The sequence below is a fragment of the Rhizobium sp. CG4 genome (assembly GCF_023701965.1).
Lineage (GTDB): Bacteria > Pseudomonadota > Alphaproteobacteria > Rhizobiales > Rhizobiaceae > Agrobacterium.
In genome coordinates this window covers 340,767-359,098 of sequence record NZ_JABAEG010000005.1, presented here as the reverse complement: position 1 = coordinate 359,098, position 18,332 = coordinate 340,767, and the positions used below count along the sequence as shown (strand labels likewise).

12 protein-coding genes are annotated in these 18,332 nt (G+C 54.4%); 10 read left to right on the top strand and 2 right to left on the bottom strand.

What is annotated here, in order from left to right:
• Positions 1–128: 128 nt before the first annotated feature.
• On the top strand, positions 129–2,867 hold the full coding sequence (locus HGO37_RS16960; RefSeq protein WP_250984330.1) for a cation-transporting P-type ATPase: 2,739 nt from the start codon (positions 129–131) through the stop codon (positions 2,865–2,867).
• Positions 2,868–2,873: 6 nt separating this feature from the next.
• Here HGO37_RS16960 and HGO37_RS16955 read toward each other — a convergent pair whose 3' ends face one another.
• Complete coding sequence (locus tag HGO37_RS16955) at positions 2,874–3,869, bottom strand: P1 family peptidase (protein ID WP_250984329.1); 996 nt, start codon at positions 3,867–3,869, stop codon at positions 2,874–2,876.
• A 191-nt stretch (positions 3,870–4,060) separates the two neighbouring features.
• On the opposite strand from HGO37_RS16955, the gene HGO37_RS16950 reads away from it, so the two are divergent.
• Genes HGO37_RS16950 through HGO37_RS16930 form a run of 5 tightly spaced genes read left to right on the top strand, consistent with a single transcriptional unit; the run spans position 4,061 to position 9,865 of the window.
• Positions 4,061–4,312: an acyl carrier protein gene (locus HGO37_RS16950; RefSeq protein WP_250984328.1), complete on the top strand. Its 252-nt coding sequence runs from the start codon at positions 4,061–4,063 to the stop codon at positions 4,310–4,312.
• Complete coding sequence (locus HGO37_RS16945; protein ID WP_250984327.1) at positions 4,312–5,493, top strand: acyl-CoA dehydrogenase family protein; 1,182 nt, start codon at positions 4,312–4,314, stop codon at positions 5,491–5,493. Before HGO37_RS16950 ends, HGO37_RS16945 begins: the two co-directional genes overlap by 1 nt.
• Positions 5,494–5,497: 4 nt before the next feature.
• Entirely contained in the window at positions 5,498–6,406 is a 909-nt protein-coding gene (locus tag HGO37_RS16940; protein ID WP_192490356.1) for an amino acid--[acyl-carrier-protein] ligase, read from the top strand.
• A gap of 4 nt (positions 6,407–6,410) precedes the next feature.
• Positions 6,411–7,397, top strand: a complete 987-nt coding sequence (locus HGO37_RS16935; protein ID WP_250984326.1) for a DUF1839 family protein — start codon at positions 6,411–6,413, stop codon at positions 7,395–7,397.
• 23 nt (positions 7,398–7,420) lie between these two features.
• Positions 7,421–9,865 carry a glycoside hydrolase family 2 protein gene (locus HGO37_RS16930; protein WP_250984325.1) on the top strand — a complete coding sequence of 815 codons (2,445 nt, stop codon included), beginning with the start codon at positions 7,421–7,423 and terminating at the stop codon, positions 9,863–9,865.
• On the opposite strand, the gene HGO37_RS16925 is transcribed toward HGO37_RS16930, so the two are convergent.
• Positions 9,862–11,664, bottom strand: a complete 1,803-nt coding sequence (locus tag HGO37_RS16925; RefSeq protein ID WP_250984324.1) for an alpha/beta fold hydrolase — start codon at positions 11,662–11,664, stop codon at positions 9,862–9,864. The two genes, HGO37_RS16930 and HGO37_RS16925, sit on opposite strands and share 4 nt — an antisense overlap.
• Before the next feature lie 345 nt (positions 11,665–12,009).
• Between HGO37_RS16925 and HGO37_RS16920 the strand changes: the two genes are divergently transcribed.
• The 4 genes from HGO37_RS16920 (at position 12,010) to HGO37_RS16905 (ending at position 18,324) form a co-directional block, all read left to right on the top strand.
• Positions 12,010–14,736: an ABC transporter ATP-binding protein gene (locus HGO37_RS16920; protein WP_250984323.1), complete on the top strand. Its 2,727-nt coding sequence runs from the start codon at positions 12,010–12,012 to the stop codon at positions 14,734–14,736.
• 46 nt (positions 14,737–14,782) lie between these two features.
• Entirely contained in the window at positions 14,783–15,238 is a 456-nt protein-coding gene (locus tag HGO37_RS16915) for a cyclic nucleotide-binding domain-containing protein (RefSeq protein ID WP_192490361.1), read from the top strand.
• Between the two features lie 237 nt (positions 15,239–15,475).
• The gene (locus HGO37_RS16910) at positions 15,476–16,339 is read left to right on the top strand and encodes an MBL fold metallo-hydrolase (RefSeq protein WP_285200707.1); all 864 of its coding nucleotides are present in this window, start codon (positions 15,476–15,478) and stop codon (positions 16,337–16,339) included.
• Between the two features lie 269 nt (positions 16,340–16,608).
• Positions 16,609–18,324, top strand: a complete 1,716-nt coding sequence (locus HGO37_RS16905; protein WP_250984322.1) for an adenylate/guanylate cyclase domain-containing protein — start codon at positions 16,609–16,611, stop codon at positions 18,322–18,324.
• Positions 18,325–18,332 lie beyond the last annotated feature (8 nt).

The following is an 18,332-nucleotide window of genomic DNA, read 5'->3' as shown; positions in this document are numbered from 1 at the left end:
ATCAGGATCATAGGGTCGATTTTGACCGTAGAATTGATTTCAATCAATGATTGCGCATATCGTTCCCCTATCCTGTAAATAGACAAGATATGCCGCCCCGTTCGGTCTATCTAAAATCAGGGGTATTCATGACTGTTTCAGCGCCGCCAAAAACCGACGCGAACTCCAACAGCCAGCCAGTTCCCTGGCACGCATTGGAAGTTCTGCACGCCGTTAACAAGCTGAATAGTAATGAAGCCGGATTGCACCCGGATGAAGCAAAACGGCGATTGGAAACCCACGGACCAAACCAGCTTCCTGAACCTCCCAAAACCAGCCCGTTGTTGCGGTTTCTCGCCCAGTTCAACAATACGCTGATTTATTTCCTGCTGATTGCTGCCGCCTTTGCCGCCTTCCTTGGGCACTTTGTCGATGCTGCCGTGATCGTTGCAGTCGTTACGATCAATGCGATTGTCGGTTTCATTCAGGAGGGCAAGGCAGAAAGCGCGCTTGACGCCATCCGCAACATGATTGCGCCGCATGCCACGGTTCTGAGAAACGGCGAAAAGCAGAATATCGATGCCAGACAGATCGTGCTGGGCGACGTGGTTCTGCTGGAGGCTGGAGACAAGGTTCCCGCCGACATTCGCATCATGCGTGCGCGCAATCTGCAGATCAACGAGGCTATTCTAACAGGGGAATCGGTTCCTGCTGAAAAGCATGAGAGCCCATCGCAACCAGATGCCAGCCTTGCAGAACGCCGCTCACTCGGTTTTTCCGGCACCATCGTCACCACAGGCCAAGCAACCGGACTGGTGGTCGCAACCGGTGGCGCGACCGAGATCGGCCGTATTTCTTCGCTGATCAGCCAGGTCCAAGGCCTGACAACGCCTTTGCTTGAGCAAATCAACCGCTTCGGAAAACTGATCACCTGGGCAGCATTGGCTCTGGCCGCCGTGCTGCTGTTGATCGCGCTGCTTGTCCATCAATATGACTGGGCCGACGCCCTGATGCTGGTTGTTGCGCTGGCGGTCAGTGTTGTACCGGAAGGCCTGCCTGCCGTTATCACCATCACCCTTGCCATCGGTGTTCAGCGTATGGCCGCTAGAAACGCTGTCGTCCGCCGTTTGCCCGCCGTGGAAACACTGGGTGCTACCTCGGTCATTTGCTCAGACAAAACCGGCACTCTCACAAAAAATGAAATGACCGTCGCCTGCGTGGTCACGGCGTCATCGACAGTCGATGTCACAGGAGCAGGTTATCAGCCAGAAGGCATGCTGGTTGAAGCCGGTAACGAAACGCCAGCGAGAAACGACCCCGCCCGCGACCAGCTCGTCAACGCCGCTCTGTTGTGTAACGACGCTGTCCTGACGCATAAAGATACCCATTGGATAACGCTGGGTGATCCGATGGAAGGTGCGCTGGTGACGCTTGCGCTGAAATCAGGCCTTGGGCAGGAAGAACAGCGAAACAATTGGCCGCGTCTTTATGAAATCCCCTTTGATGCGCGCCATCGTTACATGGCAACACTCCACGCCACACCGTCAGGCGAACGGGTCATTTTCGTCAAGGGAGCGCCGGAAACACTGCTTTCTCTCTGCCAAAGACAAGCCGATCTCGATACGGACCAGCCAATCGACATCACCTATTGGCAGGAAAAAATTGCCGCCGCTGCAGCACAGGGACAGAGAATTCTGGCCTTTGCCACCAAACCGGCGCGGCAGGACAAACAAGACATAAACCCTGACGATATGGCCTCCGGTCTGGTCTTTCTCGGCATAGCCGGCCTGATCGATCCACCTCGCCCGGAAGCACTTTCCGCAATAGCGCAATGCCGGTCGGCAGGCATTTCCGTCAAGATGATCACCGGCGACCACGGCGCAACGGCGCTGGCAATTGCCCGCCAACTCGGCATTGCCGACAATCCTGAGGTGCTGACGGGCGTTGAGGTTGATGCATTTTCCGACATGGACCTGCAAAGAGCCGTCAAGACCGTCAGCGTTTTTGCCCGCACCAGCCCGGAACACAAGCTGCGGATCGTGCGCGCTCTACAGGAAAACGGCGACATTGCCGCCATGACCGGTGATGGTGTCAACGACGCGCCATCCTTGAAACAGGCCGACGTTGGCGTCGCCATGGGTCATAAGGGCACCGAGGCCGCCAAGGAGGCCGCCGAAATGGTGCTGCTGGACGACAATTTCGCATCGATTGTGGCGGCGGTGCACGAAGGACGTACGGTCTACGACAATATTCGCAAGGTGATTTCCTGGACCCTGCCGACGAATGGCGGCGAGATTCTGTCGGTGATTATCGCTATTATCTTCGGACTGACCCTGCCAATGGCACCGGTCCATATTCTCTGGATCAATATGGCCACCACGATAAGCTTGGGGCTGGTGCTGGCGTTTGAGCCACCGGAACCTGGTGTCATGCAGCGAAGCCCAAGAAAACGCGATGCACCAATGCTCTCGCCATTCCTGTTATGGAGGATGATTTTTGTTTCAATCCTATTCATGCTTGGTGTGTTTGCTATGTTTCAGTTTGGTCTGTGGCGTGGACTGGGAGAAACCACAGCACGGACGATGGTGGTCAATGCCATCGTGGTGATGGAGATTTTCTACCTGTTCAACGTGCGTTACCTGCACATGACGTCTTTCAGCCTGCGCGGAGCAATGGGCACACCTCCGGTGCTGTTGGCGATTATCGCCGTCACTGTGGCGCAGTTCCTGTTCACCTACACACCATTCATGCAGACAATGTTCGAAACGGCACCGCTGCCCCTGCTTGACGGGCTAGTCGTGGTTTTAACAGGCATCGTGCTGATGATCGTTCTGGAGATCGAAAAAATCGTACTGCGGCGTTTGCGACTGTTTGCCTCGGAGGTGTGAGCGGTTTCAGACAAACCGATCACGCCAGGCCGGTTGCGCCCCGGCAACTGGCAGCGCCGTCGCTTCATAGATGCCCCGGGCAATCGCGCGAGCCATGACAATGCCAGCAAGATGACAAATCTCGGCAAAATGAACACCGGTTTCCAGCGGTTTCAAGCCAGTGGCCGCGGCAAACATTGTGTCGCCGTCACTGGAAAGATGCGCTGGTAATACGGCCCGCGCCAGGCCGTCATGGGCCAAGATCGACAGACGATGGGCCTGCGCCTTGCTCAGCGTCGCGTCCGTGACAACGGCACCAATGGTGGTTGCCGTCAGGGTAACACCCTTCAAGCGCATAGCAGTATCAGACGCTGAAAAGCCGCCTGGAAACCCCCTGTTGCCAAATTCACCCGCCTGCTCAAACGGTGCTGCCCAAAAGTGCGGACCATCGCCGACCGTTGCTGAGCCGAGCGCGTTGACGGCAACCAGTGCCGCAACCACATATCCACCTGACGTCACCGCACTTGCCGAGCCAAGACCACCCTTAAAGGTCGCAGTGGTCGCACCTGTGCCAGCACCAACCGTTCCCAGCGAAAATGCCGTGTCGTCAGCAGCCGTGAAGGCCGCATAACCCATGTCGCGATAGGGCGAATGCCGGCCCCAATCCTTGTTACCACCATTGAGCAGGTCCATCAGGATCGCCTGCGGAACAATCGGCACCCTTGTCGTGCCAACCTGCAGACCGCGCCCCTGTTCACGTAAACCCGCCTGCACGCCACCCGCCGCATCCAATCCGAATGCAGAGCCACCCGACAACACAAAAGCATCAACAGTTTCAACGGTCATTGCCGGATTGAGCAGATCGGTATCACGGCCACCCGGCGCACCGCCGAGAACCGAACCGGACGCAACAGCCGGTTGGTCAAAAACAATCGCCGTGACGCCGGACCCAAGCGCGAGGTCCGTTGCATGCCCGACACGGACACCTGCTACATCTGTCAGCAAATTCTGCAATTGCGCCATGGTATCCTCTTTGTCTCAGCCATCCTGCACCACCCTGTAACATCAATATACGGGTGGACAGCCGGTCTGAAATTCCCGTGTTTGGCTGCATGGTTATCAGCAATTAACCTAATGGTTTAGGTGAATCTTATGTTTTCAGTATTATCCAAATGACTAGGATATCCAGAAGTTTGAAGGGAGATACAGTCGAGATGAACGCGAAGATCCGTGAAATACTGTCAAAGTTCGGCCAGTTGCCGGTTTCCGTTGATACGATTGCCGATGAAGCTGATCTTTATGCAGCCGGGCTTTCTTCTTTCGCGTCGGTTCAACTGATGCTTGGAATTGAAGAAGCATTCGATATCGAATTCCCTGATAATCTTTTGAACCGCAAATCCTTTGCGAGCATCAAGGCTATTGAGGACACAGTGACCCTTATTCTCAAGGACCAAGAGGCAGCCTGATGAACGTTTCTGTTGCCCTGCCGGAAACCGCGCTTGCAGCCCGGACTGCGCGGGTGGCAGTTATCGCGGCCAAACATGCCGATGATGTCGATCATGCCGGACGTTTTCCCAAAGAAGCCGTTGACGCGCTGAAAGCTGAACGGCTGCTTGGCATTCAGATTCCGGTTCATCTGGGTGGCGAAGGCGCCTCCCTTGAACAGATTGCCGAGGTTTGCTCGACACTCGGGCAGGCCTGCTCGGCCGTTGCGATGATTTTTGCCATGCACCAGATCAAGGCATCCAGCCTTGTGGAACATGGCGAAGAAAGTGAATGGCATACACAATTCATGCGCCGCATCGCGGCCGAACAACTGCTGCTTGGCTCCGCAACCACCGAAGGCGGTATCGGCGGAAACCTGCGTAATTCCATCTGCGCCATTGAGCGCGAGGGAACGATCTGCCGCCTGCAAAAAGACGCGACAGTTATATCCTATGGCAGTGACGCCGATGCTATCCTCGTCACATCCCGTGCCCATGCAGATGCCAGTTCTTCCGATCAGGTGATGACGGTCTTTTTGAAAGATCAGTACTCCCTGGAAAAAACCCATGTCTGGGACACGCTCGGCATGCGTGGCACCTGTTCGGATGGCTTCCTGTTCAAGGCAGAAGCGCCTGCCGTACAGATATTTGCCAAGCCTTTTGCCGAAATCGCCGCCCAGTCCATGCTGGCCACCTCCCACTTGTTGTGGAGTGCCGTCTGGCACGGCATTGCAGCCGACGCCGTCATGCGGGCACAAAGCTTTGTCCGCGCCGCAGCACGCCGTTCACCCGGCATCGTACCGCCCGGCGCCATCCGGCTGGCAGAAGTATCGAGCAAACTGCAAACGGTTCGCTCTAACGTCATTGCCGGCCTTAGAGCCTATGCCGAGACCAAAAAAGACCCTGACGCACTGATGTCCATGGGTTTTGCGGTCACCATGAACAATGTGAAGATCTGCTCGTCGGAGACCATACTCGACATCATCAACCATGCCCTGCTGATCTGCGGCATCATGGGTTACAAAAACGGTACGCCCTATAGTGTCGGACGCCATCTGCGCGATGCGCATTCCGCACAATTGATGATCTCGAACGATCGTATTTTGGGCAATACGGCAAATCTGTTGCTTGTTCACAAGCAAGACACCAGCCTGTTGGGATAAAAAAATGGATATGCAAACCTCATTTCTGGACCGTCTCTTCGAGAAGGGCCTGCTGATTGATACGGGTGTTGATGGCCTCTATGGCCGCAGCGGCCAGTTCGAGGATGTCATCACCGCTTTTGAACGTTTGATTGACCGCACCGGCGGCATTGATGGTGCGGAGGCCATTCGTTTTCCGCCCGGTATCAACCGCGCCCATTTTGAAAAAAGCGGCTACATGAAGAGTTTCCCGCAGCTGGCGGGCACGGTTCATTCGTTCTGCGGCTGTGAACTGGATCACATCAACCTGCTGAAATGCATGGATGAAGGTGACGACTGGACAAAGGAACAGAAGGCGACCGATATCGTCTTGACTCCGGCCGCCTGCTATCCGCTGTACCCTACCATCGCCAAGCGCGGAAACCTGCCAAAAGACGGCGGTCTCTACGATATTCAGTCCTATTGTTTCCGGCATGAGCCCTCCAAGGACCCGGCCCGTCAGCAACTGTTCCGCATGCGCGAATATGTCCGTATGGGCACTGAAAAAGACGTGACCGATTTCCGTCAGACCTGGATGGATCGCGGTGTGAAAATGATGGAAGCCGTTGGCCTGGACGTTGAAATTGACGTTGCCAACGATCCGTTCTTTGGTCGTGCCGGTAAAATGCTGGCCAACAACCAGCGTGACCAGAACCTGAAATTTGAACTGCTCATCCCGGTTACGTCGGCAGCCAACAAGACTGCCTGCATGAGCTTTAATTACCATCAGGATGCATTCGGCACGAAATGGGGGCTCAACCTCGACAATGGACAAGTTGCGCACACCGCCTGTGTCGGCTTCGGACTGGAGCGTATTGCGCTTGCTTTGTTCGCCAAACATGGTCTCGACGTTCAGGAGTGGCCAGCAACGGTTCGTGAAACGCTCTGGGGCTGATGACATGACAAAGGTTTTTCCGGCTATAAATCCGGATGGTTACATCCAGCATCCGCTGCACGCGTCCGAGCGCATGTGGCCGGAAACCAATTGTTATGTCGATCTGTGGATCGAGGTCTTGTCAGCCGCTGGCCTACCACCGGAAGCCATGCTCGGTTTTACCCTGTCGCAAGACTTCGAAGGAGACCAGTTCACCTTCTTCAAGGTGCCCCTTGAGGATCTTGAGGCGCTCTTCGGGATCCGCGTGACCGAACTTGCGATTTTCGATAACGTTGAAAATCATGTGCTGACCCAGATTGAGCGTGGCCGTCTGTGCCTGCTGGAAATGGACAGCTTCTACATGCCGGATACCCAGGGGGTCGGTTATGGCAAGGAGCATGGCAAGACCACCGTTGCGATAAACCGGCTCGACGTCAAAAACCGCTCTCTCGATTATTTCCACAATGCCGGTTTCTTCCACCTTGAGGGCGATGATTTCTCAGGGCTGTTCCAGCATCATCTTGAAGAGACTGCACCACCCTTTCTGCCCTATACGGAATTTGCAAAATTTCCGGACGCACCTGTTTCGCAGCATCATATTCGCACGGTTGCCGAGCAGCTGCTGCGACACCACTTTGCGCGGCGTCCGTCCAAAAATCCGGTCCGGGCTTTTGCCAAGGTATTCCCTGCGCAGGTTGAAGCGATGGCTGACAGGCCATTCGGCTTTTTCCACAAATACGCGTTCAATACCCTGCGGCAGCTTGGCGCCAACTTCGAACTGACCGCCAGCCACCTACAATGGCTGGGTGGAGAAGTCCGTTTTGGCGAAGCACAACAACATGCGCTGCGCATCGCAGAAATCTCCAAGACTGTGCAATTCCAGCTTGCTCGCGCCATTACTCGCCGTAAATTTGATGCTCTCACCACCGTCCTTGATCCTGCAGTCGATGCCTGGGATTTGCTGATGCAGGATCTGACAAGATCCGTCGGTGCGGCAAGCGACGCAGCGTGACACCCCCAATCCTGACTGAAAGCATGATTCATATCCTCCTTTCAGATGGATGGATGCTGACGACCACACCTGCCAACGCTTTCGAGAAACCATCGGACATTTCCGCAGAGACACAGCAGATCACGGCATGTGTTCCCGGCACCGTTGCCGAAGCGCTGGAAAATGCCGGCATGTTCGACCGAAACAACCCGCATCCACTTGATACGCACGATGCGTGGTACAGGCTTGCCCTGAAAACGGATGCGCCGGCTGATGTCATGCTGCACTTTGCTGGCCTTGCCACCGTGGCAGAGGTGTTTCTGAACGACACGCTGATCCTGTCATCCGAAAGCATGTTTGAAAGTCATGATGTTCCCGTCCATTTGAGCGGTAACGACAATTTAGCGATGTGTTTTCGCGCCCTCGCGCCACATCTTGCCCGCAGGGGACCACGGGCGCGTTGGCGTCCGCAAATGATGAACACGCAAGGGTTACGGCTAATCAGAACCACGGCGCTCGGTTATATGCCCGGCTGGTGCCCGGAGATCCACGCCGTAGGTCCTTGGCGACCAATCAGCTATTCGCGCCCCGCCAAGCAGGCAATCAAGGATCTGGTGCTCAGATCCGACCTTTCAGACAAAGGTGATGGCCTTCTCTCGATCGCCTTCAAACTGCAAAACCGCGTCGATACGATTTCAGTTCATTGTGCCGATCATTCGCTGACGCTGCAGCAGAGCGACAACGGGGATATCGCTGGCCAGTTGACCATTCCCGGCGTTGCGCAATGGTGGCCACACACTCATGGCACACCGCAACTGCACGACGTTACACTGAAGATCGGTGGCGAAACATACCTGTTAGGTCAGACGGGGTTTCGGCGCATTGAGGTCGATAGTGGTTCTGACGGCAATGACTTTACCATCAAGATAAATGGTGAGCGCATCTTCTGCCGTGGCGCCGTATGGACCAATGCCGATATTGTCCGGCTTCCCGGAGCGCGCGCTGATTACGAGCCATGGCTTAAACTGGCCGCAGATGCCGGCATGAACATGATCCGCATCGGCGGAACCATGACCTATGAAACGCCTGAGTTCTTCAAACTCTGCGACGAATTGGGCCTGATGGTCTGGCAGGATCTGATGTTTGCGAATTTTGATTATCCGGCAAAGGATGAGACATTTTGCGAGCATGTCAAAACTGAAGTGTCGCAATTTCTTGCGGGAACGGCCTTCTCTCCCTCGCTGACCATCCTGTGCGGCGGCAGTGAAATGCACCAGCAAGGCGCCATGCTTGGCCTGCCGGAAACAATCTGGAATGGCCCACTAACACAGGAAATCCTGCCGGAACTGGCAACCCGCCAACGTCCTGATGTGCCATTTGTTGCCAATTCACCGAGCGGCGGTGCACTACCGTTTTACCCGAATGCTGGAATAGCCCATTATTACGGTGTCGGCGCGTACTGCCGTCCTTTGGACGATGCCCGGCGCGCCAATGTACGTTTTGCAGCCGAATGCCTGGCATTTGCCAATGTGCCGCAACAACAGATTCTCGATCGGCATCTCTCGGTGCCAGCGGTGATTGACCCCACATGGAAAAAGCAGGTTCCCCGTGACCGCAGCGCATCCTGGGATTTCGACGATATCCGTGAGCATTACCTGACAGAGCTTTATGACGTCGTTCCAAGCCGATTGCGCCGTGAAGATCCCAGCCGTTATCTCGACTACTCCCGCGCCGTCACCGTTGAAGTAATGGAAGCGACATTTGCCGAGTGGCGCCGGTCCGGTTCATCCTGCAACGGTGCCTTGGTCTGGACATTGCAAGACCTGATGCCGGGTGCAGGCTGGGGCGTGATTGACGCAACCGGCGAACCAAAACCGGCTTGGTATGGTCTGAAAAGGGCATTCCGCCCTGTACAGTTGCTGTTGAGCGATGAAGGCACCAATGGCCTGGACGCCCACGTCATCAACGAGACCTCCGCTGCGCAGGATTTCGTTGTTGAGCTGTCCTGCCTGAGAGATGGCAGCCAGCCGGTCGTAAGCGCACGGCGAGAATTGCAACTCGCAGCCAGACGCACGGCAACCATCGCAGCGAGCGATCTGTTCGGGGCATTTTTTGATACGACCTATGCCTATCGCTTCGGTCCACCGTCTCATGATGTCACTGTAGCGCGGCTCAAAAATGCTGCTGATGAGGAGGTCATCTCAGAAGCGTTTCATTTCCCGCTTGGCCGGTCACGGGCGATGCACGCTTCGGATATCGAGGTCCATCTGCTGAGAAACGACAAGGGAAACTGGTGTCTAAAACTGACAACCAATCGGCTCGCACAGTCCGTTCATGTCCAGGTGGATAATTTCCGCGCCTCGGACGACTGGTTCCATCTCGCACCGGGTGCCGCCAAGACGATTGAACTGGCCGCCAGAAGCGGTGAGGAAATGCTGCCATCGGGTGAAATCACCACACTGTCCTCAAAACAGACGCTGCGGTTTTAATCCACCGCCAGCGCCAGTTCCCTGACCTTGTCGAGATAAATCTTGCGCGCATGTTCCGGCGAAAGATTGTGATCTGCATTTGGTATGATTGCGAAGGACACATTGGGGTAGGCCTTTAGCCCCCGCCCGCTCACATCAAAGTAATAATTGAAGTGATCAAGTCCGGCATCATTTTCGCTGTAGAGAAGCGCCACCTTGGTTTTCTGGGCCTTCAAAGTATCAAACGCCGCATAGACCGAACGACCAAACTCATTATGTGAGCGGAACAGCCGTGCCGTCCTGACGCCAATCTGTTTGCCGACCGCCTTGCCAATGTTAATGGCAGCACTCGGCAAATCCACTTCACCCTTCAGGATTCGCGTAAAGGTGCCCCGGTTCAACATGCGTTCGCGATATTCGCCAAACGACCGAGGTTTATGATCAAGGCTATCCTCGACAGAACGCCCTTTCTCCCAACGGAAACAATCCGCATTCACCACGATGGCCCCCCTGATGCGGTCATCGGCCAGTGCACTGCTAAAGGCCACAAACGCACCACTGCACCGCCCAGCAGCAATCACCGGTCTCTTGCCGCGCCTCTGCATGAAATCGACCGCTTCGATCACGTCGATATTTTGCGCTTCTTCATAGAGAACCTGTTGCGGAACACCCGGCAGCGGTGGACTGTCGGCAATATTCGCGCCGTCAAATCGCAAGGAGGTTATGCCTTCTTTCGCCAGATCGCGGGCCATGCGCGCAGTCAGCCGTCCCCAGCCGGAATGGCGGTCATAGGCTGAGTTGAGGAAGACGACATTGGCGCCTCGCGGCTGGCCAAGCGGTTGACACACCACACCAAACAGACGGCCCCTCTCACCAAATTGAACCGGCGTCTCGGTAAATCCGGCACCATCAAGCACCGCGTTCTCAGGTTGCCCTGCATGGTGAGCTCGATCAGCGCAAGGTTCTGACCGCTCCTTCACCCAGGAGACAATATTCTCGACGAGACCATCGGGAATGATGGACTGGGTTGGAGAGGACACCAGCGCATCATATCCGGCAAACACAATGGCGTCGGCTTTGGCATCCAAAGCCTTGAAATGTTTAAGAAGGTCATCCTCGGCAATACGCTCGGGCCGCGTCACAAAAAGACAATCGGAGGACGGGATGGTTTCAAGCTTGAGCAGATTGATCTTTTTGATCGCATCCGCAACGCCAGCCGGCATCACAAGACCAGCAATGGAACCGGGATCTTTCAACCGCTGATCTGCAGGCAAACCAAGCCCGTCATCGATCATTGAAGACCACATGGCTGTTTCACGCAGATAATTGCGACCGGAAACAACCGGCGCCATCATGACCAACGCATCGATTTTACCCGCTTTGGTCAAGGCTTCGCAGGCCATGATGCAACCAAGGCCCTGCGCGATCACCACCAGTTTCCGGCAGCCGGATGAAGCTCGAAGGGTTTGGGCAGCATCCACAACACTTTGGATCCAGACCTCAGCACCCGCATCGCTGCCATCAGGATCAAGGGAATCACCCGTGCCCGGATAATCAAAACGCAGACTTGCGATGCCGACGTCCGACAGGCGCTCCGCCATGATACGCTGCAGTTTGCGCGTGCACAGTTCTTCCATTCCCCAAGGACTGAGGAAAAGCACAGCCTTATCCGTGAGATTGTTTTCATCGGGAAAATGAAAAATGCCTGCGCACTGCGAAAAAACCACCGGCCTCGCGGCATAGGAAACAAGCAGCCTGCTTTTCGCTTGAATATCAACATTCTGAGGAAGATCAGTCTTGATCTGCGAGGTGTCTACCATATCCAAACCGTACCGCTCTGATTTCCACATACCCTGCCGCAAATAGCTTAAATATTAGCACATTGTATAGTGTGTTTTTTCACAGCATAAAACCCTGACGCGAATCTGAGGGCAAACGCACGCGATTCATCACACCGGTCGCTTACATAAATTTGAACCGCGTCACGCTTGCAGTTAATCAGCATCGCAGTTAGTTCACCGAGAATAGTATCTTGCTCTGGCAATCTCACCGGTCAGAACCTATTTCCTCAACCAATAAAGCTCACATGTTTGCGAGGATGGCTTTGACGCCACCCAAGGCATAAATTATAGTCACCTTCACTCCGACAGGGCATTTAAGCATACATGGAAAAAAGCCTCGCCCGCTATATCTGGACCCACACCAGGCGGCAGCAACTCTGGATTTTGTTCATCGTCGCCCTGTCGATGATTCCATACTTCCTGTCTTTTGATCTGCCAAAGCAGATTGTCAACGGTCCGATTCAGGGCGGCGGGTTTGAAGGCGTAAACGCCACCCAGCTGTTCATGCATCTGGAAATCGATCTTCCATTCTGGGGTACCGTGACGCTTTTTCCCGGCGTCGAACTCAACCGAATGATGACCCTTATGGGGTTGAGTTTTACCTTCCTCGTCCTCGTCATCATCAACGGCCTGTTCAAATATTACATCAATACGTTCAAGGGCCGCCTTGGCGAGCGCCTGCTTCGCCGCATTCGTTTTGACTTGATAGACCGTATTCTTCGTTTTCCGCCTTCTCACTTCAAGCGAGTGAAGGGGTCGGAAATATCCAGTATGGTGAAAGACGAAGTGGAGCCGCTGGGTGGTTTTACCGGCGACGCCTTCGTGCAGCCCGCCCTTCTTGGCGGACAGGCATTTTCGGCGCTGTTCTTCATCCTCGTACAGAACCTATGGCTCGGACTGATTGCTGCTTTTATGGCCGCGATACAGGTCGGCATCATTCCAAAGATGCGCCGCCGCCTTATCGATTTGGGTCGTCAGCGCCAGTTGAGCGCCCGTCTTCTGGCCGGCCGCATTGGTGAAATCGTTGATGGCATTGGCACAATCCATGCCTACGACACATCGAATTATGAACGCGCCGACGCTGCCCATCGGCTTGGTGAGATTTTCAGGATTCGTTATGACCTCTACCAGTGGAAGTTTCTGGTCAAGTTCATCAACAACTTCCTGGCACAGCTGACACCGTTCTTTTTCTACGCTATCGGCGGTTATCTGACCCTCAAGGGTAGCCTTGACGTCGGTCAGCTGGTTGCCGTCATCAACGCCTATAAGGAACTGCCGGGACCGCTCAAGGAGCTGATCGACTGGGATCAGGCACGCCAGGATGTGCAGGTCAAATACGAGCAGGTCATCGAACAATTCGATTCGTCGAACATGATCCCGCCGGAAATCCAGACAGTTTCGCTAGCGGCGGCCGGCACGCTGACGGCTGCCATCACCATCGACAAGCTGGTTCTCGACGACGACAGCGGTGCGCGCATTCTCGAGCCGACCTCGCTTAGTATCGAGCGCGGCGAAAAAATCGCCATTGTCGGCGGTGCAGCGGCGGAAGCACTTGCCGAAGCAATTGGACGCACCATTCGCCCTGCCAGTGGTAAGATTTGCATCGCCTCCGACGACATACTTGAAATACCCGAATCCACCACTGGGCGGCGCATTTCCTATGTCTCTTCCGACACCTATTTCTTCCACGGCAGCCTTAAGGACAACCTGCTTTACGGGCTCAAACATGCGCCATTGAAGTCGAAGTCCTATGTTGGAAAGGAAGCGGACACCCGCAAATGGGAAATTCTGGAAGCCAAGCTTGCCGGTAACACCGACATGGATCTGCGCGGAGACTGGATCGATTACGAATCCACACCAAGCGGCAGTGACAAGCCGGGCAGTCTGGCGCATGACATGTTCACGGTTCTCGAGAAAGTTCAGCTTTCGTCCGACATTCTCGAGTTTGCGCTTCGCTCATCCATCGACCCGCTGTCTGACCTGCATCTGGCTGCCCGCATTGTTGAAATGCGTCAGGCCTTGCGTGGCGAATTGCAGCGGGAAAATCTCAGCAACATCATCGTGCCTTTCGAGCTGGAAAGCTACAACACGGAAGCAACGGTCGGTGAGAACCTGCTGTTCGGCACGATGCGTGATACCACACTGACAGGTCGCACGATTGTCGAGAGTGAGTATTTCCGCAAGTTGATGATCGAAACCGGCCTGTCACGCACGCTGTTCGACATGGGCTACACGATTGCGGAAAACCTGATCGAAATCTTCGGCGATCTGCCGGCAGACCACCCGTTCTTCCAGCAGGTGACCTTCCTGACGGCGGAAGAAATTCCGGCTTATCAGCAGATCCTGCAGCGTCTGCAGAACGTTGGTGAAGACAAATACAACGGCGCAACGGACACTGAAAAACGCGCCATGCTGCGTTTGAGCTTCTTCTACATCGAACCACGTCATCGTTTTGGTTTGCTGACACCTGATCTGATGAAGAAGATTGTCGAGGTACGTCACCAGTTCCATGATGGCCTGCCGGACGACTTGCGCAGTCTCATTGAACTTTATGACCCGGATCGCTATCTAAGCTCCACAAGCCTGCTGGATAACATTCTGTTTGGCAAGATCAGCCACCGACATACGGATGCATCGCGACGTATTCGCAGCATCGTCGCGAATGTGCTGCATGATCAAGGTCTTTATGAACGTGTTCTGGCAGTTGGTTTGAATTTCAATGTCGGTGCGGGCGGAAAACGTCTGTCGCCACTACAAAGACAGAAACTCAATCTGGCACGCGCGCTGATACGACGTTCCGATTACTATATCTTCAATCGCCCGCTGCCAGGTCTCGACCACCGTCTGCAAGAAGCAATCGTTGAGAGCGTCATAACCTTCCTGCACCGCGAAGATGACAAGCCAGCGATTATATGGGTTTTGTCGAATGTTTCACTAACGCGTATGTTTGACCGCGTGGTTGTCTTCAATCAAGGCGCTCTGGCGGCAGATGGAACGTACGAGACTCTTAACGAAGAAAACGCTATATTCCAAAAGATGGTAGCGACTTAAGCGCATGACAGCCGAAAGCTGACAAAGAACCGGATAGGACAAGGCAATGCTTTTCAAAGATGAAATACAGATGCTGCGGCGTGTTCCGTTTTTTTCGGAAATGGAGCCATCCAAGCTGAAGCTTCTCGCTTTTTCATCCGACCGTGTGAGCTATATGGCTGGCGAAGATCTGTTTCGTCAGGGCGATATGGGTGATGCAGCTTACGTACTTTTGACCGGCAAGGTTGATGTTCTCGTGGATTCGCCGTCCGGCCAGATCAAGCTGACCGAAATGAGCGGCAATGCCATCGTCGGTGAAATTGCCATTCTGTGTGACGGTGTCAGAACAGCAACGGTTCGCGCATCAACCTCGGTTGAAGCTCTTCGCATCGGCAAGGAACAATTCTTCAAGCTGATGTCAGACTTCCCGGATGTAACCATCAAGGTCATGCGCGTTCTCGCAGAACGTCTTACCAGCACCACAACGGAGTTGGGCAAGGCAAGAGCACGGCTCGAACATTAAGTTTATTGCGTGACACGCACCCTATCCTGACCGGATATTTTCGTTCACATGCGCTTTGAGGCAGAAATTAACCGGAACAATTAAAGAGGAAGAATATTTTCTGTTGTAATAAAACTGAAATGCTGACTGAATTAAAGAGACAGCATTTCAACCGCAGGGCATCATCAGGATGGAGCTTGCGGCACGGCACCATGAAACACAGAGTATCATGGGAACCGTGGTGAGTAGAGGTGGATCATGGTAGCGAGTTCCGGCGAAACAAGTCGGGAAAAGAGTGCAGACTTATTCCGCGTGAAAATATGGGGTGCACGAGGCACCTTGCCCGTATCAGGCGAAAATTTCTCCAAATATGGCGGCAATACCATCTGCATCGAAGTTCGCTGCGGAGAGCACGTTCTCATTTTTGATGCCGGATCGGGCATCATGCCAGCCGGCATGTCGCTGAAGGCTGAGGGCGTCTCCGACATAAATTTGTTTTTCACCCACTGTCACTACGACCATATTGTCGGCTTCCCCTATTTCAAGCCGTTCTTCAATCAGGCCAATAAGGTTGCCATCTGGTCGGGCCATATGGCCGGCGTCAAGACCACGCGCCAGATGCTCAACGAATTCATGAGCCCACCGTGGTTTCCGGCACCGCTCGACATATGCTGCGCCAAGATCGACCCACAGGATTTCAAGGCTGGCGACACGCTTGATGTTCGACCGGGTCTGGTCATCAAGACCGGCGTGCTCAACCATCCCGGTAACGCCATCGGCTATCGTATCGAATGGGCAGGCCGGACAATGGCCATCATCACCGACACCGAACACACGCCAGGCATCAATGATCCCAATGTTCTGGAACTGATCAAGGATGTTGATCTGTTCCTCTACGACTGTTCTTTCACAGATGATGAAATGCAACAGTTCAAGGGCTATGGGCACTCGTCCTGGCAGCAGGCCGTTCGTCTGGCAAAACTTGCCAATGCTTCCCGTGTCGGTTTCATCCATCACTCTCCGTGGCGCAGTGACGAAGATCTCGACAAGATCGATGCGCAAGCTAGACTGGAATTTAATGGCGCATTTGCTGCCCTTGATGGCCAGACCATTGAACTCTAAGTATTTTTAATGCCAATCATGTGATGGGCCGTGATGCAGATTTGGCAGGTATGAAACGTGCCTGCTGTTTTTTCGCCACCATAACCTCACTATGCTGTTCACTGCGGTTCATATTCGAGGCGCACAGCAATGCTGTTTGCTATTCAACACCATCAGTCATACTGTCTTTAGGAAGTCGGCATCTTTGGGCAACAAACGGCAACCGAAACACCAGGAATATTCTGTTCCCGTCATGACCCAAAAGACCGTTTATCATCGGGCAACAGCAGATGAACTCCGATAATCTTCCTGCATCGCTACAACTGCAAAAACTGCGTCTGCTCAGCGGACTAATTATGTTCTCGTTTTTGAGCATGCATTTGCTCAATCACGCGCTTGGCCTGATCTCCATTGAAGCGGCCGAGCACGGAAAACGCTGGTTCTCTGCTGTCTGGATGAACCCAGTCAGTCTCAGCGCCTTTTATGGCGCAGTTCTGACCCATGTTCTGCTCGTGCTGCATGCGCTTTATAAACGCAGAACCCTGAACATGCCGATGCGTGAGGCCCTGCAGCTGATATTCGGGCTTCTCATTCCACTATTGATTATCGAGCATGCCGCAAGTCTCAGATTTTCAAGCATGCTCTATAGCATTCCCATTACCTATGAGAATGTCATCCGCCGTCTGTGGATCAATGCGCCTGTGGCGGGCGTACGGCAAAGCGTGGCTGTTGTTGTCATCTGGAGCCATGGCTGTATCGGCCTGTTTTTCTGGCTGCGATACCGCTCCTGGTATCCGCGTGTCGCGCCCTATTTCCTGACAATCGCCGTTCTGGTACCGGTTATGGCACTGCTCGGCTTCAGCAGTGCCGGACGTGAGCTTGAAAGCGCCCAGAGCTACAGGGCCTTGCCCAACCCCATCATTGCTGCTCCTAATGAATTGCACCGTCCAGACCCTCGGCAGGCAAGCATTGATGACAACATCAACAACATCGTCAAATCCATCCAGCTGACATTCGTCGGCATGGTCGGGACAGTGTTCCTGTTGCGTGGCGCACGCACTTTGCGGCAGAACTCGACATCGATCGATATTCATTACGAGCATGGCGCAACGGTTCGCGCTCCAAAGGACATGACACTGCTGGAGGCGAGCCGACTGAATGGCATTTCTCATTATTCGGTTTGCGGTGGACGGGGTCGCTGTTCCACCTGCCGAGTGAGAATTCTCGAAAGTGACGCCCCCCTCCCGCCACCCGGTGATATTGAGAGAGCCACTCTGCAACGTATCCATGCAGATCAGAATATTCGACTTGGCTGTCAGTTGCGACCACAGTCCAACCTTCGTGTTGCACTGCTTCTTTCACAAAACCACCAGCAGGTCGCCCCAGCCGAAAGTGAGCCAATCCGTCCAGGTCGCGAAGAGGAAATTGCTGTCCTGTTCTGTGATCTGCGGAACTTTACGACGTTGACGGAAGCCCGCCTTCCCTATGACATCGTGTTCCTGCTCAACCGCTATTTTGCGATTGTTGGCCAGGCCATCGAGCAATCCGGTGGCAGGCTGGACAAATTTATCGGCGATGGCGCAATGGCGCTGTTCGGCCTCGATGGTAATTCGGCAAACGCCTGCCGGGATGCCATGCGGGCAGCAGCAACGATCGTGCAGGACATAGAGCGTCTGAATGAGGAACTGGAGAAAGATTTCTCGGTACATCTTCGTATTGCCATTGGCGTCCATACCGGCCCATCCATCGTCGGCGTGATGGGATATGGCGAGGCGAAGTCGCTGACGGCGATCGGCGACACAGTCAATGTCGCGAGCCGTCTGGAAAGTGTGGCAAAAGAATTGAATGCCACAATCGTTGTCTCGGAACCGGCTATCGTCCAGTCAGGTGTGCCGATTGGCACTCTGCAAAAACACGATATCACAGTGCGCGGACGGTCGTCGCAAATGCGCGTTTATGTTATCTCGGAACAGGAAAGTGCTCGCTTTCTGCCAACTCCGGCGTAAATCCAGTC

Coding starts and splice junctions, on each gene's coding strand:
- HGO37_RS16960 (WP_250984330.1), top strand. CDS start 129: ATGACTGTTTCAGCGCCGCCAAAAACCGACGCGAACTCCAACAGCCAG.
- HGO37_RS16955 (WP_250984329.1), bottom strand. CDS start 3,869: ATGGCGCAATTGCAGAATTTGCTGACAGATGTAGCAGGTGTCCGTGTC.
- HGO37_RS16950 (WP_250984328.1), top strand. CDS start 4,061: ATGAACGCGAAGATCCGTGAAATACTGTCAAAGTTCGGCCAGTTGCCG.
- HGO37_RS16945 (WP_250984327.1), top strand. CDS start 4,312: ATGAACGTTTCTGTTGCCCTGCCGGAAACCGCGCTTGCAGCCCGGACT.
- HGO37_RS16940 (WP_192490356.1), top strand. CDS start 5,498: ATGGATATGCAAACCTCATTTCTGGACCGTCTCTTCGAGAAGGGCCTG.
- HGO37_RS16935 (WP_250984326.1), top strand. CDS start 6,411: ATGACAAAGGTTTTTCCGGCTATAAATCCGGATGGTTACATCCAGCAT.
- HGO37_RS16930 (WP_250984325.1), top strand. CDS start 7,421: ATGATTCATATCCTCCTTTCAGATGGATGGATGCTGACGACCACACCT.
- HGO37_RS16925 (WP_250984324.1), bottom strand. CDS start 11,664: ATGGTAGACACCTCGCAGATCAAGACTGATCTTCCTCAGAATGTTGAT.
- HGO37_RS16920 (WP_250984323.1), top strand. CDS start 12,010: ATGGAAAAAAGCCTCGCCCGCTATATCTGGACCCACACCAGGCGGCAG.
- HGO37_RS16915 (WP_192490361.1), top strand. CDS start 14,783: ATGCTTTTCAAAGATGAAATACAGATGCTGCGGCGTGTTCCGTTTTTT.
- HGO37_RS16910 (WP_285200707.1), top strand. CDS start 15,476: ATGGTAGCGAGTTCCGGCGAAACAAGTCGGGAAAAGAGTGCAGACTTA.
- HGO37_RS16905 (WP_250984322.1), top strand. CDS start 16,609: ATGAACTCCGATAATCTTCCTGCATCGCTACAACTGCAAAAACTGCGT.